Here is a 21,991-nt window from a genome sequence, read left to right as displayed (position 1 = left end):
TTCCTTTTCTATCATTAATAAAAACCGTTTTCTTCTAAGAAGCTTTGAGTAAGCCCAGATTTTTTATGATGCTTTGATTCATTGCCAATGCTTTTAATAAAATGGCCGACATATTTGCCAATCATATCGCACTCTAAATTTACGATATCGCCTGAGCCCTTTAAGCCAATTACAGATTCGGATAAGGTATGTGGAATAAGCGAAAGGGTAAAACTTGTGTCTGAAACGTCAAATACCGTTAAGCTTGTCCCATCTACTGCAACAGATCCGCGTACAATCACATATCTCAGAATTTCAGGATCAGCCTCAATTTCATAATAAATGGCATTTTCCAAGGCTTGTTTTCTTTTAATCATTCCCGTTCCATCAATATGACCCGAAACAAAATGTCCGCCAAATCGGCCGCCTGCTGCCATTGCTCTCTCAAGATTAACCCTTGTACCGCTTTGGACATGATTTAGGCTGGTTGCTTTAACTGTTTCCGGCATGACATCCACTGTAAACTGCCTGCTAGAGAAAGAAGTAACCGTCAGGCAAACACCATTTACAGAGATGCTGTCACCAAGATGTATATCCTGTAGTATCTTTTCCGCTTCTATCGTTAATACATACGAATTAGCCGCTCGCTGGATCTTTGCCACTTTACCTATTTCCTCAATGATTCCAGTAAACATTATTATTCTTCTCCTTACCTTGGCTCAGCTTTTTTCTACTATCTTTTAACAGGACGGTAAAATCTAAACTCCTTCAGAGTATAAAAAAGACCCTAAAGAAACGGATTTCTTTAGGGTCTAAAAAATGACAATAGGAAATAAAGGGTATTGATAGGCCTATTTTCTCCCTATCCATTACCCGCCATTTATCCTTCTCCCATCCAGACTTTAACTGTCGGCTCTGGAGTTTCACCAGATCCACCGTTTAACCATGTAGTTAAACGGGTCACGGACTTAGAAGCAATAGCTTCATCACCGCCGGTTAGGAATTTCACCTGACCCCGAAGGAAATATTTAGCTTTGATTTTTATGTTATTATACTAAATGAAAATAGTAAAGGGAAATGCTTCTAACATAAAATTAAATTAAACACATCATATACATAATTTTTAGTAAAGGAGTTTAAAAACTCCTTTACTATTACAACTTATAGGTTTTAACTGGTAAACATATCTCAAAATACAAGTCCCCAGAACTATTTTGCTGCATATGTTCTTCTTTAAAAATTTCTAAACCTAAGGCATGATAATCCTGCTCATAACCATATTCTTTCATCCATGTAAGTAACTGTCGATATGTATTTTCTACCTCATTCAGGCTTCCTTTATGGGTTGTACACACATAGTTTTTTCTCGGAATGGAGAATCCCACCATACCATCAGGTACATTCTCAATTTCGCCAACAGGTTTTGTAACATAATAAGTTAACTCTGTCTCCCTGCTATGAAACGGTGCAATCACTACCGGTTCACTGGTCAGGCAGGAAACTTCTTCTTTCCGATCCTCCATTTTGCGAAAAAGACCTGGGATTGATTTTGCTTCTGAGAAAGTACCTGTCCAAGGTATACCAACTACTTTTAGTTCGTCTTTCTCTACCACTTTAATACTCAATTTGAAGACCCCCTTTTTTTACTTCATCCTATTCCTATAATTCGAAAAATATCCATGAATTCCTTCCTAAATAATTCGACCTCCACAAAAATTTTTCTACAAAAATTCTTTTTTATGGATTCGTTTTTGCAATAGTTGTTTTTTCAGAAATATCCCCATTTTCGATTGTTAATCCTCCATAGGACAATCCTTGAAGTTCATTCCAAACAGCTCGTTTTTCTCGATCACTTTGGTTTACAATTTGGTCGTTTGATATTTTAAATGGAACAAAGGTCATCTTTACCTCTTCCCTATCAATATCAACATGAAGAATACCTGTTTGAGCAGCGTTCCCTTTTATATAATTAGGGAATAAAAAGTTTCCAAGTGAATAGGCGATTGGCTTCCCTTTGTAGTATTCAAATCCTTGGAGCACATGAGGATGACTGCCAATTATCCCGTCTGCGCCTGAATCGATCATCTTTCTTGCCCATTCCCGTTGAAAAGGCTCGGGAAAACGCTTGGTTTCGACACCCCAATGGATAAACACAAATAGATTGTCAGCGTTTGCCTTTTCTTTTTTAATAGTGGACTCAATCAGGCTGAGATCATACCCATTGGCAAGACCGGGTTTAGTCTCTGTTGCGACCCACGAATAATCTGGAAGTACCCTTGAGAAAGCAATTATTTTTACTGTTCTTCCTTTTAACGTGTAGGTTTTTGCGCTATAGGCTTCCTCTTTGGTTAATCCCCCGCCGACGTAATCCAATTGAAACTCTTTTAAGGATGCAACTGTATCGGCAAACCCTGTTTGACCAAAATCAAGAGTATGATTATTCGCTAGGCTTACAAGCTGAAAGCCCGCATTTTTTAATCCCTGCAAGGCACTTGGGTTTGAACGAAAGGTATATTGTTTTTCTTGTTTTTTTCCACCCGTAGTAACAGATGTCTCCAAATTCAGGATGCTTAGATCACTTGAAGACAGTTCATCTTTTATATGTATAAAAGGATAGTCCGAACCCTTTTGCTGGACCGTTTTTTTTACGGACCAATCCATCATCGTATCCCCTGCGAAGGTTAAGCGAATCGGCCCCTTGTGAACCTTGTTGAGATGTTGTGCTTCATTTCTTATTCCTTCTCTAGAATAGTCCCTTTTAAGAAGTGCAACCTGTTCATAGAAAGTATTACTTTCGTACAATTGAACGGACCTAGGAAAAAATCTTCCTAACATATTCTTTAAATAGAAGGAAGCATTTCCAAAGTTGATTTTGTTGTTTTCCTTAATTAATAATGTGGTGCTGCTGCTTTCCTGTGCACTTACATGTTGAGTTATTCCTAACAGCATGATCCATAAGACCGCGAATATAAATTTTTTAGACATGAAAACAATTTCCCCCATTCTAAAAACTAGTGTAATCAGCAGTACTTAAAAATGCTGTCGGAATTTGTTGAATAAAATAAAAAGCAGGCTGTTCCACTAGAGAACTGCCTGCTTTCGATTTACTTAACTTCCTGCGGAATTGCCAATCCCAATCCTTTAGCAATTCGCTCGCCATATTCTGGATCTGCTTTATAGAAATGCTGAATTTGACGCAATTTGATGTCTTCCCGCTCGACCGGTTTCATCGCCCCTACAATCGTATCGACTAATCGAGTTCGCTCCTCTTCAGACATTAAGCGGTATAAATCACCCGCTTGTGTATAATGGTCATCCTGATCATAGGCAACTTGTGCTGCAGTGCCTGTCACCTCAAAAGCAGTTTGACGATGTTCAACAGCTTCCTTTGGACCGCCATAGCTGTTTGGCTCATAATAAACGGAGCCGCCGCCATTATTGTCTAACCGCATAGCACCATCACGCTGATAATTATTCACTTCTGACTTTGGACGATTGATTGGCAGAAGGTTATGGTTAGGACCTACCCGGTAGCGATGCGCATCAGAGTAAGCAAATAATCGGCCTTGAAGCATTTTATCAGGTGATGCCTCTACGCCGGGTACCAACGTTCCAGGCGAGAAGGTTGCCTGCTCAACCTCTGCAAAATAATTCTCAGGGTTACGGTTTAGAACCATTCTGCCAACTTCAATTAAAGGGTAATCTTTATGAGACCAAACTTTTGTCACATCAAATGGGTCAAACCGATACGTATTGGCATCTTCAAATGGCATGATTTGAACATGAAGCCGCCACGCTGGGAAGTCACCATTCTCGATAGCATTAAATAAATCCTCCGTATGATAATCCGGATTTTCACCAGCTAATTTAGCCGCTACGTCCGCAGACATATTTTTAACACCTTGTTCACTCTTAAAGTGGTATTTCACCCAGACTCCTTCACCATTCTCATTAACCCATTTAAAAGTGTGGCTCCCGTAACCATTCATATGACGTAATGTCGCCGGAAGACCACGGTCACCCATTAGATAGGTTACTTGGTGTAAGGATTCAGGCGATAGTGACCAAAAATCCCAGACTGCATTTGGATTTTTCAAATGAGTTTTTGGATCTCTTTTTTGGGTATGAATGAAGTCCGGAAACTTGATAGCATCCCGAATAAAGAAGATAGGTGTATTATTTCCTACCAAATCATAGTTGCCTTCCTCAGTGTAAAACTTTACGGCAAAACCTCGCGGGTCACGGACCGTATCTGCTGAGCCCAGTTCACCAGCAACGGTAGAGAAGCGGATAAACATTGGCGTGCGTTTGCCGACCCCATTAAACAATTTTGCTTTTGTAAATTTCGACATATCTTTTGTCACTTCAAAATAACCATGTGCACCTGCACCCTTCGCATGAACCACACGCTCAGGGACTCGTTCACGGTTAAAGTGAGCTAATTTCTCCAGTAAGTGAACATCTTGAATTAAGGTTGGGCCACGTGAACCTGCCGTCATCGAATTTTGATTATCTCCTACAGGGGCACCTGTACCTGTTGTTAAATGTTTGTTTGTGTTACTCATTCAATCACCTCGTAAACTATTTTTTAAAACTTTAACTAGATTATAATATAAACTTTGTAAAAATCAATACTAAATTATAATAATTATAATCTAATAAAAAATATTAAGTATAACTTGTACTCACTATTACATTCGTATTAAAAAAAGAAGGACGTTATTCCCAAATTTAAGAAAAAACGTCCAAAAATTTTATTCGTTTAGGATAGTTAAGGAAAACCATCGTGCAGGGAGATAATTGGAGATATAAAAAAACAGACCCTCATGGAGAGAGTCTGTTTTGCAGATAGGTCTATTGTTTTTGAACGTTGACTGCTTGCGGTCCACGTTGGCCATTTTCGATTTCAAATGTAACCTCTTGACCTTCATCTAAAGTTTTGTATCCATCTCCTTGAATAGCTGAGAAATGAACAAATACATCTTCTCCGCCTTCACGCTCAATGAATCCAAATCCTTTTTCACTGTTAAACCATTTTACTTTACCATGTTCCATTTTCTTTGTAGCCTCCTAGCATGTAGCCATATCATAAATTTTGCAAAATAAACTTGCATAACTAGTTTTACCCAGGTGATCACTCTTTATACCAGTTAAATTTTAATTATTCTAGTACCCATTTTTGTATAGCTTTCGCGACCCCATCCTCTTCATTTGTGGCCGTAATCCAGTCGGCTTCTTTCTTCACCACCTCTTGGGCATTTCCCATGGCTACCCCAAGTCCTGCTTCCTTAATCATCATTAAATCGTTCCGGCTGTCGCCAACCGCCATCACATTCTTCATTTCAATTCCTAACCTGTCGCAGACAACTGCTAAACCGCGGGCCTTGTTTATTCCGGCAGCATTGACTTCTATGTTTTTTAAAGTGGAATTTGTTAATTCAAATTCACCCTTTGCGGTGAGTTCATTTAAAACTAATTCCCTTGTTGCATCGTCATCAATCGAAAAACCAAACTTCAGCCATTCAAAATTAGTGAGATCCTCTGGTAATTCATTATGTAGGGTCCGTACTGTATTGATTGCCCAGAACTTAGCTTTATGCTGATTTGAAAGCTCCCACATCCATTGGATATGCTCAGGTTTTACGAGGTTTCTCTCGACTAATTCCCGATTTTCATCCCAAATCTCACTGCCATTTACGGTTACCAAATAGGAACTGAGTTCTAAGTCATCTGCATGTTCACGGCAGGTTAACAATGAACGTCCGGTACTTAGGACCACGATAACCCCTTTATCTTTTGCGGATTTAATGGCTTGACGATTGGCTAGTGAAATACTCCCTTTGTTGTTTAATAAGGTCCCATCCATATCAAGCGCAACTAATTTTATCTCAATATCACTTTTGAAGTTTTCCATTCCTGTCATAAACTCCCTTCTCCCATGTTCTTATATAAGATACCACTATTAATAGCTTGATTACAAAAATGACCATTTGTCAGTTTACATAACATAATTATGGGTATAAAAAATTCCTGCTATCCCAGCAGGAATTGGACTATAAATAACTTAATGATGGTGATGATGTCCACCTTTTGAAGGGTTGGTAATCAGCCACTCTTCATTTGGAACATGGAAAAACTGAATCCAGATATCATCTAGGTATTCATCATTTTTGTCGAGGATGAAATCTATCTCCTTATCCGATTTGACTACTTCGTCATTTTCAGTTGGCGTATCAAGCTTCAAATCATAATGGGCATGATCTCCGTGCACACTTGTCACAAAGACGCGAAATAGTTTACCCTCTGCCCCAGTCTCTGCCAACATCTTTTTCAAGGCTTTTGCCGCATGTCGATTAACTTTTACCTTCATTATTTGTTCTCCTCTATTATGTATTTTGGTTTATTATCCCACGATAGGTTCAAAATAGACAGTTATAAATCCTAAATGAGTTATAATGTAGATAAATTGGTAACTTATTTTCCTTTTTCCATTCCATTTCCAGATTAGCATTTTAAATCCTTAACAAATTTGTCACAACTTTTTCAATAAACCTATATAAACATTATGGCGAAATTGTTAATATTGTGTTAGCGAAATTGTTCTGCTAATGAATATTAGTTAAGAATTAATTTAAATTCAATTACTTGTAATTTTGAAGTAAATGTATTATTCTATTGAAGTTTGTGAATACATTCACGTTGGAATTGTGAACAAATGAACAAATATTTTGGAGGGAAATACAAACATGCTTAAAAAGAACTATATCGTTCCACTTTTGGCTTTATTGCCTGTGCTGCTCCTTAGCGGATGTGACTCAAAAATGCTTGTTTTTGATCCAAAAGGGCCCGCAGCAAGAGAAATTCTTGACTTAATTAACTGGTCATTAGTCTTTATGGCACTTGTAGTGGTTGTTGTATTTGGATTATTCGGATATATCGTTTGGAAATACCGTGCAACGGCTGCGAATAAAGACTATGAGCCTCCAGAGGAACACGGCAGTACCAAATTAGAGTTGATTTGGACTTTTATTCCAATTCTAATCGTTATTGCCCTCACGATTCCGACTGTAAAAACGATTTACAAGCTTGAAAAGGTTCCGGCTGGGTATGAAAATAAGAAGCCGATTACCATTAACGTGACTTCAGCTGACTGGAAGTGGATTTTTAGTTATCCGGAACAAGGAATTGAAACTGTCAATTATGTGAACATTCCGGCTGGCACACCTGTTAAATTTAAATTAACATCTGCCGGTACAATGCAATCTTTCTGGGTTCCGCAATTAGGCGGCCAGAAGTATACCATGAATAAAATGGAAACTGAATTGTATCTTACTGCCGATGAAGTTGGAGAGTACTTAGGAAGAAACACGAACTTTAACGGAAGAGGCTATGCTGATATGGAGTTTACCGTTGAGGCTAAGTCTACTAAAGACTTTCAAAAATGGGTTAATGATGTAAAATCTAAGGCTCCTAAATTAACAGAGAAAAAATACGACGAATTGCTAAAACCAACCCATTTAGGACGTGAAACCTTCGTCGGTACCCATCTGCAATGGGTTGATCACGGACAAATGAACTCAAAAACTTATACGAATCCAAAATTATATGAAGTCCATGGAGTAAAAGGTCAAATCTTTAAGGATGAAGAGCCTTCTACCGAGACATCAAAAGATACATCGGATAGCTCGAAAGATAATTCAAATGGAGGTGAACAATGATGGGCAGCATAAATTGGCATGATTTCTTTATCGTCGGCAACCCGCTCATCCTAGGTTCCCAGATTGCTATTTTACTAACTGTTATTGGTATTGTAGCTTTAGTAAGTTATTTAAAAAAATGGAAGTGGCTTTGGCGCGAATGGCTGACCACTGTTGACCATAAAAGAATTGGGATTATGTATATCCTTTCGGGTGTGTTAATGTTTTTCCGCGGCGGTGTGGATGGACTTTTAATGAAAGCCCAAACCTCACGTCCGGAATTAAAGTTTTTAGATGCGCAGCACTACAATGAAATTTTTACGACACATGGCGTTATCATGATTCTTTTTGCAGCGATGCCATTATTAATTGGTATTATGAACGTTGTTGTTCCTTTACAAATTGGGGCACGTGATGTTGCGTTCCCACAATTGAATGCACTAAGCTTTTGGTTATTCTTTGCAGGTGCGATGCTTTTCAACATTTCGTTTGTTGTCGGAGGATCTCCTGATGCAGGTTGGACTGCCTACTTCCCTCTAGCGGGTAAAGAATTTACTCCGGGTATCGGGAACAACTATTATGCGATCGCCTTGCAGATTGCAGGTATCGGTACCCTGATGACCGGGATTAACTTTGTTGTTACCGTACTTAAGATGAGAACAAAAGGCATGGGCCTTATGAAAATGCCAATGTTTACTTGGACCTCTTTTATTGCGTCAGTTATCATTGTGTCGGCCTTCCCAATTTTCACAGTTGCCCTAGCCTTGATGACTTTTGACCGTATTTTCGGTACTCATTTCTTTACATTAAGCGGCGGCGGTATGGATATGATGTGGGCGAACCTGTTTTGGTTATGGGGACACCCTGAGGTTTATATCGTAGTACTCCCAGCATTCGGTATGTTCTCTGAGATTATTTCAACCTTCTCTCGTAAATCGCTTTTTGGTTATAAATCAATGGTATTTTCGATTGTCGGAATTGCAGCTTTAAGTATGTTAGTATGGGTTCACCACTTCTTTACAATGGGTTCAGGCCCTGCTGTTAACTCCGTATTCTCCATCACAACGATGATGATTGCGATCCCGACAGGGGTTAAGATGTTTAACTGGTTATTCACGATGAGAAAAGGCCGGATTCAATTTACGACAGCGATGCTTTGGGCACTTGCATTCGTTCCTTGCTTTGTCATCGGTGGTGTCACAGGGGTTATGCTTGCAATGGGTGCGGCAGATTATCAATATCATAACACCCTATTCCTTGTTGCTCACTTCCACTATGTATTAATACCTGGTGTCGTGTTCGCGGTATTTGGGGCGCTATATTACTGGTGGCCAAAAATGTTCGGTCATATGTTAAATGAAAAGCTTGGTAAAATTCATTTCTGGTTATTCGTCATTGGTTTTAACGTAACATTTATGCCAATGTTCTTCCTTGGACTTGATGGAGCGGTACGCCGTGCGTACACATTCTCTGCTGAATCAGGATTTGCTCCATTGTTCTTAGTTTCTGCTATTGGTGCGGTTATTTTAGCTGCTGGTTTTGCGGTTCTTTGCTATAACATTTACTGGAGTGCTAGATATGCAGACCGTAATATTTCTAACGATCCATGGGATGCAAGAACACTAGAGTGGGCAACTGCTTCACCTGTTCAATTCTATAACTTTGCAAAACAACCAGAAGTAAAGTCAATCGATGCGTTCTGGTATATGAAAAAGCATAATGAAGGACTTACTTTGAAAGACGAAGAAATTGAAGAAATTCATATGCCTAGCAATTCAGGACTGCCATTTTATATGGGTGTTATCTTCGGAGTTGCCGGTTTCTTCCTTGTCTTTGAATGGAAAATCGCTGCCCTTGTGGCAACTGTCGGTATCCTTGGCGGATTAATTGTACGTTCTTTCGATTATAATGACGGCTTCCATGTAAAAGTAGATGAAATTAAAAAGATTGAAAAGGCATGGCGCGGTAAAGATAAAGGGGTGAACAACCATGTCAGCTAATGTAAATACAGCTTTACCACTTGAATATCAAACAGAACAAAACCGTATGAACATTCTTGGCTTCTGGATCTTCCTAGGAGCTGAGATTATCCTCTTCGGTACACTTTTTGCAACATTTTCAGTATTGAATGCAAGATATGCCGGTGGTCCTACCCCGCATGAACTTTTTGAAATCAAAGGTGTCATGATTGAAACCATTTTGCTACTAACAAGTAGTTTTACCATGGGTCTTGCTATTTATGAAATGCGCCGAAGCAATCGTAATGGGTTAATCCTTTGGTTTGTTATTACCCTGCTGCTTGGTGCAGGCTTCGTATTCTTTGAAGTAACTGAATTTATTCATTATGTACATGAAGGTGCTACATGGCATACAAGTGCCTTCCTATCAAGCTTCTTTGTCTTGCTTGGAACCCATGGTCTTCATGTAAGTATGGGTATTGGCTGGGCAACAATGGTTATTATCCAATTACTGCAAAGAGGTTTAACACCTGTTACTGCACGTAAGACATTTATTATCGGATTATACTGGCACTTCTTGGATGTTGTTTGGATCTTTATCTTCACATTTGTGTATTTAGCAAGGATGGTGGCATAAGATGGCTAAAAATACAAAAGGATTTCCTTTAACACACGTCTTGGGCTTTATCGCTTCGTTGGTACTTACCTTCGCAGCATTAGGTATTGCTTTAAAAACATCTCTTCCCTTCAAGACGATTCTTTGGGTGATCGGCAGCTTAGCTGTCATCCAAGCTGCCCTGCAGCTCTTCATGTTCATGCACTTGAACGAAGGTGAAGATGGCAAATCAAATATCATCAACATCGCTTCCGGCGTATTCATCGCATTCGTAGCGGTAGCCGGATCCATCTGGGTCATGTCTTTTGGAATGTAGTTATAAATAGTGAAAACATAAATAAAGGTGCCTGTCACCATGTGAATGCTTCACATGGTGACAGGCACCTTTTCTTTATTTTGTCGTGTGTTTTCTTTTTGTCCGGACCATTTGGTAACCAATGAAGGCCACATAAAGTGGGATGGCGACATAAATGAAGTATGGAAAACGATGTTGTTCTTTTTTAAAGACAATGTAGATTGCATATCCCAGGAATAAAGTAATGATAATCCCATATTTCGGCAGAGGTATTTCCTTTAAGCTCGGGATTTTAATAGTACTCACCATCAAAATGCATAATACGAAAAAAGCAATCACAAAAATGAACCCTGGCATTTTTAATTGGAATAAGGTTAAAAGCGTTAATAAACCGCCTGCAGCTGTAATCGGAACCCCTGTAAAATGTTTAAGTGAAGATTTAACAGCATTGATATTAAAACGAGCTAACCGATAAGCGCCGAATAACGGGAATAGTCCGGCAACAGCCATTCCAAGTATGCCAAAGGAAGAAAAGTACGAATAGTAGGCCATCATTGCAGGGGCCACTCCAAAAGTCACAATGTCGGCTAAAGAGTCCAATTCCTTTCCTAATTCACTATCCGCACGCAGCATTCTGGCAATCCGGCCATCCATGCTGTCTAGCATCATCCCAATCAAAATTAGAATAGCTGCATTCTTGTAATCCCCTTCTGCTGAGCTCATTACAGATAAAAAACCAAAAAATAAATTTGCAAGCGTAAATAAGTTAGGAATACTATTTCTGATAATATGTATCACTCCAAAAAAATAATAAAATTAGGCAGTTTTTTTGCCGGTTATACTTTTTATTATAACGCTTTTCTTTGTAAATTTGGAAAAACAAAATTGCCGGCCCCACCCAAAAACCACTTGCAAAATACCCGCCGATACTATCACTCGGATAGTGAACACCAACGAAAGTAAAAAAATTCATGATTTGCGTTAGGGCAGGCGCTTCCCATCCTTGGACATACCCAATAATGGTGCTGTCAAAACGAATGATTTTATAATCACTGATCCATAATACATAAAACAAAAACCAATTATAGAGGCTAAACTAATTAGGAACGCCAAAAGTAAATGTGATTTTAATTTCATGAAGGATCCTCTTTAGACTCCAATGTGTCCTACAATTAATATCTCTTTTACTTGGAATAGTATGTGAAGCAAAAAACAGGCACTACCTTAGAGAATAAAGGAAAACCCGCCAAATGGCGAGCCCTTTCTCAAATATTTGCTTTTTTTGTTTCGCGCTGTTCTTTTGAAAAGACCCAGCCTGCTGCTGCAATTCCAACTAACACGAAATAAAAGCTTACCTTCCATTCCGTGGAATGGGCAAATTCTTCATTTAATATTGCCAATGATGGATGTGACAGTGCATAGACGGCAAGCTTTACTCCTACCCAGCCCACAATCGTAAAGGCGGCGATCTCCAGTCCAGGTCTCTTTTCCAAAAGTTTTACGAATTGATTTGCAGCAAAACGCATGATGACCAGGCCAATTATACCACCAGCGAAAATGACAAGGAATTTACCACCATCAAGGCCGCCAATCGTTGGAAGCGGAGTTTCTGGAAGAACTACAGCCATCGCCACCGCTGCCAGAATTGAATCAACGGCAAACGCAATATCCGCCACTTCCACTTTGAATACCGTCATCCAAAACCCGCTGCTCTTCTTCGTAACTTTTTCAACCTTGTCTTCTGCCTTCCTTTTTACTACTTTCCGGAAAATATGGTTTACAGCCATAAAGATTAAATACAGTGCTCCAATGGCCTGCACCTGCCAAACGTCTACAAGGAACGAAATTACAAATAAAGAGGCAAATCGGAACATAAACGCCCCTGCTAAACCATAGAACAGTGCTTTTTTTCGGTCTTCTTCCGGAAGGTTTTTTACCATAATCGCAAGGACGAGAGCATTGTCTGCTGCTAGCAGTCCTTCTAAAGCTACCAAAATGAGTAACACCCAGCCATATTCCAATAATAAAGTAACATCCATACCTAATTCCTCCTTAAGTCTCCATTTTTTCAAATACTCCCTCACGCCATAAAAATAGGCCTTTACTGTAACAGTAAAGGCCTAAAAAACACAGAAAAGACCTTTACAGTAAAGTAAAGGTCTTGCTAACAACGTTCATGTTGCCAATAAAGCCGGAGAAAGTTATTCTCGAAATGACGACTTTATTGTAGCAGCTACTCCCCTTTAAAAGGAAATATTTAATTACTATTAATATACTAAACTGTATTAAAAATGTCAATTCTTTTTATAGGCTATATACCTCTGCATATTTTTTCTCCAGATATTCGATAAGGTAATCGGCATTTAATTCCTCACCCGTCACCTTAACGATTAACTCATTCGGTGTATAAAGTTTTCCATACTGATGGATATTCTCCTTCAGCCAGTCTTGGATAATCTCAAACTTGCCGTTTTCAATATAACTGTAAAGATCAGGGATATCCTGTTGAATGGTGCGGAGAATTTGAGCTGCATATAAATTTCCTAATGAATACGATGGAAAATAGCCAATTCCGCCAAATGACCAGTGTACATCCTGCAAGACTCCTTCTGTATCTGTCCGAGGAGAAATCCCCAGGTAATCCCTCATTTTCTGATTCCAAATCGCCGGTAAATCTCTGGCTTCAATCTCTCCACCGATTAAGGCTTTTTCAATTTCATAGCGCAGCATGATATGCAGGTTATAGGTGAGTTCATCTGCCTCGACACGAATCATCGATGGCTGTACGGTATTAACGGCACGATAGAATTCCTCTGCCGTCACATCCTTCAATTGAGCTGGAAAATACTCGGCAAGCTTTGGAAAAAAGAAATGCCAAAATTCCCTGCTGCGGCCGATCATATTTTCTAAAAATCTCGATTGCGATTCATGAATTCCAAAGGATGCCCCACTTTGCAGCACGGATTCTTCATAGCTTGGATTGATATGCTGTTCATAAATGCCGTGCCCTGCCTCATGAATCGTTCCAAATAATGCTGAGCGGACATTTTTTTCTAAATAGCGCGTTGTTAAACGGACATCTCCAATAGTAACGGTTTGCGCAAACGGGTGGACAGTTTCATCAAGGCGCCCGGCCTGCATATCAAAACCGATCAAAGGTAAAATAAACCGATTAAAGGCCTTTTGTTTTTCAATCTCAAACGATTGATTAAACATCTCTACATTTGTCGGTTGACCATTCTTCCTAATTCGTTCCAATAAGTGCACACTGGCTTCGCGTAATTTTGCAAATAACGGATCCAATTTTTTCACCGTTAATCCTGGCTCATACTCATCGAGCAGCGCATCATAAGGGTGGTCATCATAGCCATATATTTCAGCAAATTGGCGCTTATAGTCAATTATTTTTTCTAAAAAGGGCAGATAGCTGGCATAATTATTATTTTCTCTAGCTTCTTCCCAGGCATCATTGGCCTGAGCAGTTAGGATACTATATTCCTTGAATAGATCAGCAGGTATGGCTTGAGATTTTTGATAATAATCGTTATATTCGCGTACTTTTGCCCTTGTCACTTGGTCCAACTGTGAACGATTTTCTCTTGAAATTAGTGTTTCTAACAATTGCCCCATTTCTGGTGAAACCGACAACTGAAAGATTTCGGTTCGTAAGGTTCCTGTGGCTTTGGCAAAAACGTTCCGGCCTTTTTTTGGCGCCATCACTTTTTGGTCCCAATCCACTAATCCCAAAATGCTAGAGAAGTGCGTTATTTTCTCGTCCAGCAGTTTAAATTGTTCTAATGCCTTTTTTAACGAGGATGGTTGAACCATGTTCTGTTCCATTATTGACGACCCCCTATCTTACTTCATCCTTATATATTATAAAGTAAAAATTCAGATATCGGTGAAATTTCTCATAACAAATTTCATATAGTTTTAAATGATCCTGTCTTATTACTATGCTAGAAAATAAAAGATCAGACGAATTTGCCTATATTTCCTATTATTTTCAGACATAATAAAGAAAAGGAAACTATTTGGATAAAAGGATGTGCGACCCATTTGGAAAAGCAGAAAAAGAAAAAATCTCATTTTCCTTTTCGCTTAAATTTGCTTTTTTTTGGAGTGTTTTTTTTATTTTCTGTTCTCATTCTAAGATTAGGTTTCGTTCAAATTGTTTACGGAGAAAACTTTAAAAGGGATCTGGAAAGAAAAGAAGATATTACTGTCAGTACCCCTGTCCCTAGAGGAAAGATTTTTGACAGAGATTATCAGGTAGTCGTTGATAATGTCCCCAAGAGCGCCATTTCTTTTACCAATGAAGGCTTTAGTCAGACAGATATGCTAAAAACGGCTGAGAATCTAGCTAAGCTCATTGTGCAAAACACGGATATGATTACAGAGAGGGAGAAGCTAGACTTTTGGATGATGAAGAATCCGGAGCAGGCTGCCGCCAAAATATCGGCTCAGGAAAAAGCACTATATGCCAATAAGAAGCTAACAGATCAAGATCTTTATAAATTAAAATTGCAGAGGATTACTACCGAAGAATTAAATCAATTAACACCTGATGATCTTGAAGTATTAGCGATTTATCGGCAATTTTGTAAAGGATATAAATTTATCCCGGAGATGGTCAAAAATGAAGGCGTTACCGAAAAAGAATATGCCGTTGTTAGTGAAAACCTACAGTCCCTTCCTGGGGTGGAAACGACCACGGATTGGGACCGTTCTTATGCCTATGCCAGTACATTAAGGTCTGTTTTAGGGAACGTGACCAATTCCGGAGAGGGCCTTCCCGCGGATCAGTTAGAACATTTCCTGGCCAGAGGCTATAACCGAAATGACCGGGTCGGAAAAAGTCAACTGGAAATGCAATACGAGGATGTCCTCCATGGAACAAAATCAAAGGTGAAGAATATCACAGACAAAATGGGCAATGTCATTGAAACCGAAACTGTGTTAGCAGGTAACAAAGGTAAAGACCTTGTATTGTCGATTGATATGGATTTACAAATCGCTGTTGACAAAATTATTGAAGAAGAGCTTTGGGCTGCAAAGACATGGCCGGGGACTCGGTTTACCGACCGGGCCTATGTGGTCTTAATGGATCCCCATACAGGGGATGTACTCGCGATGGCAGGAAAAAAAATCGTCAAGGACAGAAAAACAGGAAAGGCAGTCATGATAGATGATGCCCTCGGAACGTTTACGACCACCTATAGTGTGGGTTCTACTGTAAAAGGGGCCACGATTTTAACCGGATATAAAACAGGTGCAATTTCCCCAAATACTTATTTTGATGATGCAGGTATTAAGATTAAAGATACTCCAATTAAAAAGTCCTATGCTTACCTAGGCCGCTTAAATGAGATTACTGCCTTAAAGAAGTCGTCAAACGTATATATGTTCCGTACTGCAATAAGGATCGGCAAAGGGCATTATGAATACGACAAGCCCTTAAATTTCTTAAATAAACAGGCGTTTGAAACAATTAGAAATTCGTTTGCCTCCTTTGGATTAGGGACAAGAACGGGGATTGATTTACCAAATGAGCAGACAGGTTTCAAGGGCCAAAGTAAACTGCCGGGATATTTACTTGACCTCGTGATTGGACAATACGATACCTATTCGGCCATGCAGCTTGCACAATACGTTTCCACAATTGCGAATGGAGGCTACCGGATGCAGCCGCATATCGTTAAACAAATTCGGGAATCAGCCCGCGATGGCGAGACGATGGGGCCAGTGCTGAAGGAAATCAATCCGGTCGTCTTAAATACGATCGATGTAAAAAAAGAATGGTTGAGACGTGTACAAGTTGGATTTAAAAAAGTAATGCAGGAACCCGGCGGAACTGCTTACAAATTTTTTAAAGGTACCCCCTACTCACCTGCTGGTAAAACAGGAACGGCTGAAGCCTTTTATGATGGACCATTACGCAGCCATTTTGGCAAAGAGCCGCCTCCAGTAATGAATTTAAGTTTGGTAAGTTATGCTCCCAGCTCTAATCCAGTGGTCGCGATGGCTGTGATCGTACCGTGGGCATACGATGGCAAAGATGATAATCGGGCTAATCTAAAAATAGGCCGCCGCGTTTTGGATACTTATTTTAAAATGGAAAAGAAATAGGCTAACCCAAAAGGTAGTTGATGAATAATTTTTGCACACTCTGTTGATTGGACGGAAGGCGAGAAGACTCCTCGAAAATGCTATCGCATTTCCTTCGTGCGAGGTGGATTCGAGGATGTAAACTCAAAGTCCTGCGGGAGTACGGTACAGGGGAGACCCCGCAGGAGCGTAGCCACGAGGAGGCTCCCCGTACCGCCCGCGAACCGCTCGTGCCTGGAGTGGAAATCAACAGACTAGTTTAATGTACAAATAAGATGGTGCCCCTAAAAGTTAACTTTTGGGACACCCTCTCATTTTTTTGTGGGAAAAGAAAAACGCCTAGCGGGATAGTTGACTAGGTACTGCTAACTTTTTCGTAACACTGATTTTACCGCTTTTTCTATCTCTGCATAGCTCGTGCATCGGCATATATTGGATTCCAGCCATTCCTTTATCGTTTCATCATCAGCCTCAGGATGCTGCTGGATTAACGAATGACAATTCATAATAAATCCGGGCGTACAATAACCGCACTGAAAGGCAAAATTTTCGATAAACGCTTGCTGAATAGGAGCACCATTCAGTCCTTCAATAGTTGTTACTTTTTTGCCAACTGCTTCCACTGCCAGCATCAAACATGACTTCATCGGCCATCCATCAATATTAATCGTACAGGCGCCGCAGTCACCATTTAAACAGCCGGGCTTTGCGCCGGTCAGACCTAGATAACTTCGAAGGGTATACAAAAGAGTATCAGCGGGACTGACCGATAAACTATAACTTTCGCCATTCACATCCAACGTTATAGGATAGCTTCTCAAATCCTTTCTCCTCCCCTTTTAATACCGTTCATGATCCAAAGTCTCTATCGCATCCACAAGTAAATTTCGCAGCACAAATAGCCGGTATTCCTTGGACCCTTCAATATCTTCTAAAATTGGCTGAGGTAAAACAGAAATGGCCCCGTCAATCCTTGTTGCTAACGATACTCCCTGAGCATTGAGCGATTCCTCTACTGCGGAAGACCTGAACGGAAATGGGCATAACCCACTTACTGCTACCCGTATCTTTTGATTAAATTTTAAGGCAGCCAACGTAATCAGCGGGTAACCGGTCTCCCATTGCTGCCTTCTTTTAACTGTAAAATATGGGGCATGAATATACGAAAGATCCGTTGCCGTTTGCACTAAAAATTCACCTTCATTTAAGCGTAAATGACCTTGAAAAACATCATTAATTGGAACTGTTTTTTTTCCTTCAGCTCCATTAATGATAACTCTGCTATCGGCCAGTAAAAAGGGCAGAACCGCTTCCCTGTAAAAAATACGCGCACAAATATTGCCGCCCAATGTAATTTTTCCGCGAGCCGAATGATCTGCAACTTCACTGGCTGTTTTCGTTAATAGTGGAAAATGATTCGCTTCCTCGATCGCGGTTAACGATAGTGTACTTCCGAGCAATAAGTGATCACCGTTTGCCTGCATGATATTGCATTCTGGAATCCCTTTAATGTCGACGACTGCCTCCGTGTAGGCTAAGTCAATTCTTCCGAGCGTCAATAATTCCGTCCCACCAGAAAAATAAAAGGGCTGCTTCCCCTGTTGATTTAAGTATTGATATAATTCAACAGCCTCTTGGAGCGTTTCCGGGCGATAATAATCAAAATCAAAGGGGAGCATGATTAGCCGCCTCCTTCGCCTTCCAGATTAATTCAGGGATAAGCGGAAGATTTCGAAGCGAAACACCTGCAGCTATCGATAAGGCATTTCCGAGCGCCCCTGGCATTCCCATTAGCCCATGCTCCCCGACCCCGCGTGCACCATACGGGCCATCTATCTGCGGTGTCTCGACAAAGCCAACCAAATACTCGGGATGTTCACCGTAGCGTAACGGCCGATACGTCCGCAGCTGAGGATTTAAAACCCGGCCAAGTTCATCAAAATAAAACGTTTCTCTTCCAGCAAAAGCCAACCCCATGCTCATTGCCCCCATTACTTGACCTAGGGCTGCCTTTTCGTTCATTACTTTCCCAATATCCACTACCGTACATGCTTTTAACAAACGATAGGTATAATCCCTTCGATCTAACTCAATTTCAACCCCATAAGCGGCAACAGTCCATTCTGGACCTGGCTTTCCTTCACCTGTTTCCGGGTTCAAATGGGTCAGATGGCGTAATATAAATTTACCGCGGCCAATAATTTGCCCGCCAATTGAATTACCATTTGGGTATTGATAGCCGTAACCAACATCCTTGAAATCAAGGCCGATAGACGGGTCATCCCGTAAAAAGACACGACTGTTGGCGACTTCAATATCTTCTATTGGTGCCCGAAGTACACATGAAGCGGTCTCTTTTAACTGACGAATCACATCATCTGCTGCATTAAGGACGGCCCTTCCGCCCATGTAAGTGCCGCGGCTTGCTACCGTCTTCCAATGTTCAGGTGTGGTTTGGGTATCAACTTCCATTCTGACATGGATTTTGTCGACATCCATTTTCAATTTTTCTGCTAGGATTTGAGCTAAAATCGTTTTAGTGCCAGTGCCAATTTCAATGACTCCAGACATCAAATTAAGACTGCCATCCCGGTTGAAGGTAATAATTGCCCCTGATGGTGCGTTCGGGTCAATGGTCGATGTTTTCCAGCTGCAGCTTACTCCCTTAACCCTTACGTATCGTTCATCTACTTCCTTAATAGCACCTTCTTCCCATTTCATTAATTCCCGGACCATTTCAATACATTTTTGCAGATTACCAACATTGCTCTTATTCAGCTTCACCCTTGTTGGCGTGGTATGACCTGGCATAATTGCATTGATATATCGCAGCTCTAACGGGTCCATATTTAATCTTTGCGCTAAAATATCCATAGTTCTTTCCACGCAAAACGACAACTCTGAATGACTGAAGCCCCGAAATGGCGAAGCATAGGGATGATTTGTATACATACAGTAGGAATTACACCAGACATTTTCAATGTTATAGGGTCCCGTACAATCGACTGCTCCAGACCGGGTCACATCAATTGCCTTATCCGAATAGGCACCACCATCCCATAGAAATTCAATTTCCGCCGCCGTTATTTTTCCATTCCGGTAAGCTCCTAATTTAATAGTGGCATCTAAGCCAATGTGACAGGGAGAAGTAATGATATCTTGTTCGCGTTCATTTAGTATTTTGACAGGCTTCCCGCCGACCGCCTTGGAACCAAGGTATGCGAGAACCTCTAATTGGACGGCTGCTTTCCCTCCATAGGCGCCTCCAACCAGCGGTGTATGGACAATAATCTTACCCATATCCTCATTAAAATATTTAGCGATTAGCTGTTTGACCATAAAAGGAGCTTGTGATGAGGTCATGATGATGATCGTTCCATCCGGCCTGATTTCAGCGGTTGCGCATCTTGTTTCCATGGCGGCATGATCAGAAGGTGCAAAGGAAAAACTCTCCTGAACTACTATTTCACTCGCAGCCCAGCCAGACTCTAAATTTCCTTTGCGAATTTTAATCAAGGTTGCAATATTTGTTCCTGGAACCGGGTGTGAATCTTCATCCTTTTCATAGTTACCAAGCCCTTCATGGACCAGTGGTGCCCCTTGTTTAAATGCCTCCGTCGGCGAATTGACAACCGGCAGCAATTCATATTGAACCTTTATCAGATCTGCCGCTTTTTTAGCTTGAGCAGGAGTATCTGCTATTACAAGTGCGACTGGTTCACCGTGGTATCGTACTTTATCAACCGCGATAGGCGGCCGATCCCGAATCGCTTCACCTGTTAACGGAAAGTGACGGCCGGCAAGGATTGCCCTGACACCCGGTACTAGTGATGCTTCCATTGTATTAATACTAACAATTTTGGCATGGCCATAAGGGCTGATGACCATTTTTCCAGACAGCATTGGCTTGTTATAATAATCATTCGTATACATAGCCCGGCCTGTCACCTTATCGAGGGCATCTTTACGAATCACACTTTTTCCAATTACCTCCACAGCAAAACCTCCTAACACACAATTGCTAATCCGGAATGGTCCAAAGCAGTTCAACTCTTTCGTGCGCTGGTTTTCTCCATACCTGAATCATTTGTGCCACGATACTAACGGCTATCTCCACGGGACCCTTCGCCCCAATGGAAGTTCCCATCGGTGAAAACACCCCCCTGGGAATTTCTTTACCATTTAGCAATCGTCTTGTTCTTTCTTTAGGTCCCAGAACTCCTAAATACCGAATATTTTCATTTAAAATTCTCCTTACTAACTCTTGATCTTTTTTAAATTGATGGGTCATAATCACAACAAAATCATAGGGGGAAAATGAGATTTGTTTAAGCAGATCCTGTGGAAATCCCTGGATCACTAATGCTGCTGCTGGAAAGTGTTTCTTTTGACATAAGACTTCCCGCCAGTCACAAACCATGACAGTAAAACCAGTTTCAGCAGCTAATGCTGCAAGTGGTCTTGCATCAGGACCCGCACCGAAAACAATTAAACGTGGTTTGGGATAAATCGTTTGTTGAAAGATAGAGGACCCATCCCTTGTAATGATGCCGCTTTTCGAGGTAAATTCAATTGTTGGCAGGGATCCGGACCAGTTTCCAAATGGCTCCCCATCTTCTTCGATAAACACATATTCCCCGAGATCAACCAGTTTTTTTAAGACAATGACAGGTTTTTGCTGTCGTAGAAGTTCTTTTACCATATGAAGATCCTCTGTTAATTGCTCGGTTACCGGTTCAAGTAATATATCAATTGTGCCATTACAGCCGGCACCCTGCCCCCAGTCGAGATCATCCTCCCTATAAAGATCGTATCTGATTAATGTGGCTTCTTGTTTTCGAAAAACTTCTCTTACTTTTACAGCCAGGTCTTCTTCTAGGCAGCCAGCCGTTAACATCCCTATTTTTGTTCCATCCGAGAAAAAGAGCATCGAGGAACCTTCTTTTTTATAGGCAGATCCGTTAACACCGACGATTGTTGCAATGACTTTTTCTTCAGGATAATGAAGAACATCTAATATTTGATAAAAATCCTCCACACTTTTCCCCCACTTTTAAACGTAAATATCCACTATTGTTATTTATATTAAGTGGCAGGCTATTCCTAGAATGATTTATTTATTTCTACGACGGAAATGTTGGAATAATAGCCCTATGTACATCTATTAAAAACTTCAAAAACTATTAATTATTCCTTCATAGTTTATTCATATTTATCTTTTAAGATATAAATAGGTTCTAGGAAGAACCTTTAACCTCCGCCCCCCTTAATATAGATTAGGTTTGATTTGCCCGGCATTCGCCGGGTTATTTTTTTATCAAAAAGGCTGTGTTAATCT

19 protein-coding genes and 1 riboswitch are annotated in these 21,991 nt (G+C 40.5%); of the genes, 5 read left to right on the top strand and 14 right to left on the bottom strand.

The window, feature by feature from the left end; genetic code table 11:
- Window positions 1-14 precede the first annotated feature (14 nt).
- From ribE to V7077_RS05775, 7 genes are all read right to left on the bottom strand, one after another.
- A complete protein-coding gene (ribE, locus tag V7077_RS05805) occupies window positions 15-674 on the bottom strand; it encodes a riboflavin synthase (RefSeq protein WP_335499280.1) in 660 nt (219 codons plus the stop codon).
- A gap of 184 nt (window positions 675-858) precedes the next feature.
- A riboswitch (FMN riboswitch) is annotated at window positions 859-1,006 on the bottom strand.
- Window positions 1,007-1,133: 127 nt separating this feature from the next.
- A complete protein-coding gene (locus V7077_RS05800; RefSeq protein ID WP_335499278.1) occupies window positions 1,134-1,604 on the bottom strand; it encodes a GyrI-like domain-containing protein in 471 nt (156 codons plus the stop codon).
- Window positions 1,605-1,716: 112 nt separating this feature from the next.
- Window positions 1,717-2,964 (bottom strand): CapA family protein, encoded by a 1,248-nt coding sequence (locus V7077_RS05795; RefSeq protein ID WP_335499276.1) that lies wholly within the window; start codon window positions 2,962-2,964, stop codon window positions 1,717-1,719.
- A gap of 119 nt (window positions 2,965-3,083) precedes the next feature.
- Window positions 3,084-4,544, bottom strand: coding sequence for a catalase KatA (gene katA / locus V7077_RS05790; protein WP_335499274.1), 1,461 nt, complete (start codon window positions 4,542-4,544; stop codon window positions 3,084-3,086).
- A 289-nt stretch (window positions 4,545-4,833) separates the two neighbouring features.
- On the bottom strand, window positions 4,834-5,034 hold the full coding sequence (locus V7077_RS05785; protein WP_215046162.1) for a cold-shock protein: 201 nt from the start codon (window positions 5,032-5,034) through the stop codon (window positions 4,834-4,836).
- A gap of 106 nt (window positions 5,035-5,140) precedes the next feature.
- On the bottom strand, window positions 5,141-5,893 hold the full coding sequence (locus V7077_RS05780; RefSeq protein WP_335499586.1) for a Cof-type HAD-IIB family hydrolase: 753 nt from the start codon (window positions 5,891-5,893) through the stop codon (window positions 5,141-5,143).
- Window positions 5,894-6,043: 150 nt separating this feature from the next.
- Entirely contained in the window at window positions 6,044-6,349 is a 306-nt protein-coding gene (locus V7077_RS05775; RefSeq protein WP_335499272.1) for an iron-sulfur cluster assembly accessory protein, read from the bottom strand.
- Window positions 6,350-6,725: 376 nt separating this feature from the next.
- Here V7077_RS05775 and qoxA point away from each other — a divergent pair, with 376 nt between their 5' ends.
- The 4 genes from qoxA to qoxD are packed head-to-tail and all read left to right on the top strand — an operon-like array spanning window position 6,726 to window position 10,566.
- A complete protein-coding gene (gene qoxA / locus V7077_RS05770; RefSeq protein ID WP_335499270.1) occupies window positions 6,726-7,697 on the top strand; it encodes a cytochrome aa3 quinol oxidase subunit II in 972 nt (323 codons plus the stop codon).
- Window positions 7,694-9,676 carry a cytochrome aa3 quinol oxidase subunit I gene (gene qoxB / locus V7077_RS05765; protein WP_420489613.1) on the top strand — a complete coding sequence of 661 codons (1,983 nt, stop codon included), beginning with the start codon at window positions 7,694-7,696 and terminating at the stop codon, window positions 9,674-9,676. The genes qoxA and qoxB overlap by 4 nt, the downstream gene beginning before the upstream one ends.
- Window positions 9,666-10,271, top strand: a complete 606-nt coding sequence (qoxC, locus tag V7077_RS05760; protein ID WP_144562057.1) for a cytochrome aa3 quinol oxidase subunit III — start codon at window positions 9,666-9,668, stop codon at window positions 10,269-10,271. The genes qoxB and qoxC overlap by 11 nt, the downstream gene beginning before the upstream one ends.
- A gap of 1 nt (window position 10,272) precedes the next feature.
- A complete protein-coding gene (qoxD, locus tag V7077_RS05755) occupies window positions 10,273-10,566 on the top strand; it encodes a cytochrome aa3 quinol oxidase subunit IV (protein WP_335499267.1) in 294 nt (97 codons plus the stop codon).
- Between the two features lie 75 nt (window positions 10,567-10,641).
- Here the strand turns inward: qoxD and pssA are convergent, their stop codons facing one another.
- The 3 genes from pssA to V7077_RS05740 all read right to left on the bottom strand — a co-directional run bounded on the left by pssA (window position 10,642) and on the right by V7077_RS05740 (window position 14,385).
- Window positions 10,642-11,268, bottom strand: coding sequence for a CDP-diacylglycerol--serine O-phosphatidyltransferase (gene pssA / locus V7077_RS05750; RefSeq protein WP_251028837.1), 627 nt, complete (start codon window positions 11,266-11,268; stop codon window positions 10,642-10,644).
- A gap of 542 nt (window positions 11,269-11,810) precedes the next feature.
- Entirely contained in the window at window positions 11,811-12,584 is a 774-nt protein-coding gene (locus V7077_RS05745) for a TerC family protein (RefSeq protein WP_335499264.1), read from the bottom strand.
- 265 nt (window positions 12,585-12,849) lie between these two features.
- Window positions 12,850-14,385 carry a carboxypeptidase M32 gene (locus tag V7077_RS05740; protein ID WP_335499262.1) on the bottom strand — a complete coding sequence of 512 codons (1,536 nt, stop codon included), beginning with the start codon at window positions 14,383-14,385 and terminating at the stop codon, window positions 12,850-12,852.
- A 219-nt stretch (window positions 14,386-14,604) separates the two neighbouring features.
- Here V7077_RS05740 and V7077_RS05735 point away from each other — a divergent pair, with 219 nt between their 5' ends.
- A complete protein-coding gene (locus V7077_RS05735; protein WP_335499260.1) occupies window positions 14,605-16,674 on the top strand; it encodes a peptidoglycan D,D-transpeptidase FtsI family protein in 2,070 nt (689 codons plus the stop codon).
- A gap of 344 nt (window positions 16,675-17,018) precedes the next feature.
- Here the strand turns inward: V7077_RS05735 and V7077_RS05730 are convergent, their stop codons facing one another.
- From V7077_RS05730 to V7077_RS05715, 4 genes are all read right to left on the bottom strand, one after another.
- Window positions 17,019-17,474, bottom strand: coding sequence for a (2Fe-2S)-binding protein (locus V7077_RS05730; RefSeq protein WP_335499258.1), 456 nt, complete (start codon window positions 17,472-17,474; stop codon window positions 17,019-17,021).
- 18 nt (window positions 17,475-17,492) lie between these two features.
- On the bottom strand, window positions 17,493-18,332 hold the full coding sequence (locus V7077_RS05725; protein WP_335499256.1) for an FAD binding domain-containing protein: 840 nt from the start codon (window positions 18,330-18,332) through the stop codon (window positions 17,493-17,495).
- A complete protein-coding gene (locus V7077_RS05720) occupies window positions 18,319-20,586 on the bottom strand; it encodes a xanthine dehydrogenase family protein molybdopterin-binding subunit (protein WP_335499581.1) in 2,268 nt (755 codons plus the stop codon). The genes V7077_RS05725 and V7077_RS05720 overlap by 14 nt, the downstream gene beginning before the upstream one ends.
- Before the next feature lie 88 nt (window positions 20,587-20,674).
- Window positions 20,675-21,691 (bottom strand): XdhC family protein, encoded by a 1,017-nt coding sequence (locus tag V7077_RS05715; protein ID WP_335499254.1) that lies wholly within the window; start codon window positions 21,689-21,691, stop codon window positions 20,675-20,677.
- Window positions 21,692-21,991: the final 300 nt, after the last annotated feature.

Source organism: Neobacillus vireti, from assembly GCF_036962465.1.
GTDB classification, from domain to species: domain Bacteria; phylum Bacillota; class Bacilli; order Bacillales; family Cytobacillaceae; genus Neobacillus; species Neobacillus vireti_B.
Note: the sequence above shows the minus strand (reverse complement) of the source record. Positions and strands in the feature narration are given on the sequence as shown.

What these genes read in the sequence shown, in the direction of transcription:
- V7077_RS05740 (WP_335499262.1), bottom strand. Translation starts at nt 14,385, where the DNA reads ATGGAACAGAACATGGTTCAACCATCCTCGTTAAAAAAGGCATTAGAA.
- V7077_RS05795 (WP_335499276.1), bottom strand. Translation starts at nt 2,964, where the DNA reads ATGTCTAAAAAATTTATATTCGCGGTCTTATGGATCATGCTGTTAGGA.
- V7077_RS05780 (WP_335499586.1), bottom strand. Translation starts at nt 5,893, where the DNA reads ATGGAAAACTTCAAAAGTGATATTGAGATAAAATTAGTTGCGCTTGAT.
- V7077_RS05775 (WP_335499272.1), bottom strand. Translation starts at nt 6,349, where the DNA reads ATGAAGGTAAAAGTTAATCGACATGCGGCAAAAGCCTTGAAAAAGATG.
- V7077_RS05720 (WP_335499581.1), bottom strand. Translation starts at nt 20,586, where the DNA reads ATGTATACGAATGATTATTATAACAAGCCAATGCTGTCTGGAAAAATG.
- katA (WP_335499274.1), bottom strand. Translation starts at nt 4,544, where the DNA reads ATGAGTAACACAAACAAACATTTAACAACAGGTACAGGTGCCCCTGTA.
- V7077_RS05785 (WP_215046162.1), bottom strand. Translation starts at nt 5,034, where the DNA reads ATGGAACATGGTAAAGTAAAATGGTTTAACAGTGAAAAAGGATTTGGA.
- V7077_RS05745 (WP_335499264.1), bottom strand. Translation starts at nt 12,584, where the DNA reads ATGGATGTTACTTTATTATTGGAATATGGCTGGGTGTTACTCATTTTG.
- qoxC (WP_144562057.1), top strand. Translation starts at nt 9,666, where the DNA reads ATGTCAGCTAATGTAAATACAGCTTTACCACTTGAATATCAAACAGAA.
- qoxA (WP_335499270.1), top strand. Translation starts at nt 6,726, where the DNA reads ATGCTTAAAAAGAACTATATCGTTCCACTTTTGGCTTTATTGCCTGTG.
- qoxD (WP_335499267.1), top strand. Translation starts at nt 10,273, where the DNA reads ATGGCTAAAAATACAAAAGGATTTCCTTTAACACACGTCTTGGGCTTT.
- qoxB (WP_420489613.1), top strand. Translation starts at nt 7,694, where the DNA reads ATGATGGGCAGCATAAATTGGCATGATTTCTTTATCGTCGGCAACCCG.
- pssA (WP_251028837.1), bottom strand. Translation starts at nt 11,268, where the DNA reads ATGAGCTCAGCAGAAGGGGATTACAAGAATGCAGCTATTCTAATTTTG.
- ribE (WP_335499280.1), bottom strand. Translation starts at nt 674, where the DNA reads ATGTTTACTGGAATCATTGAGGAAATAGGTAAAGTGGCAAAGATCCAG.
- V7077_RS05725 (WP_335499256.1), bottom strand. Translation starts at nt 18,332, where the DNA reads ATGCTCCCCTTTGATTTTGATTATTATCGCCCGGAAACGCTCCAAGAG.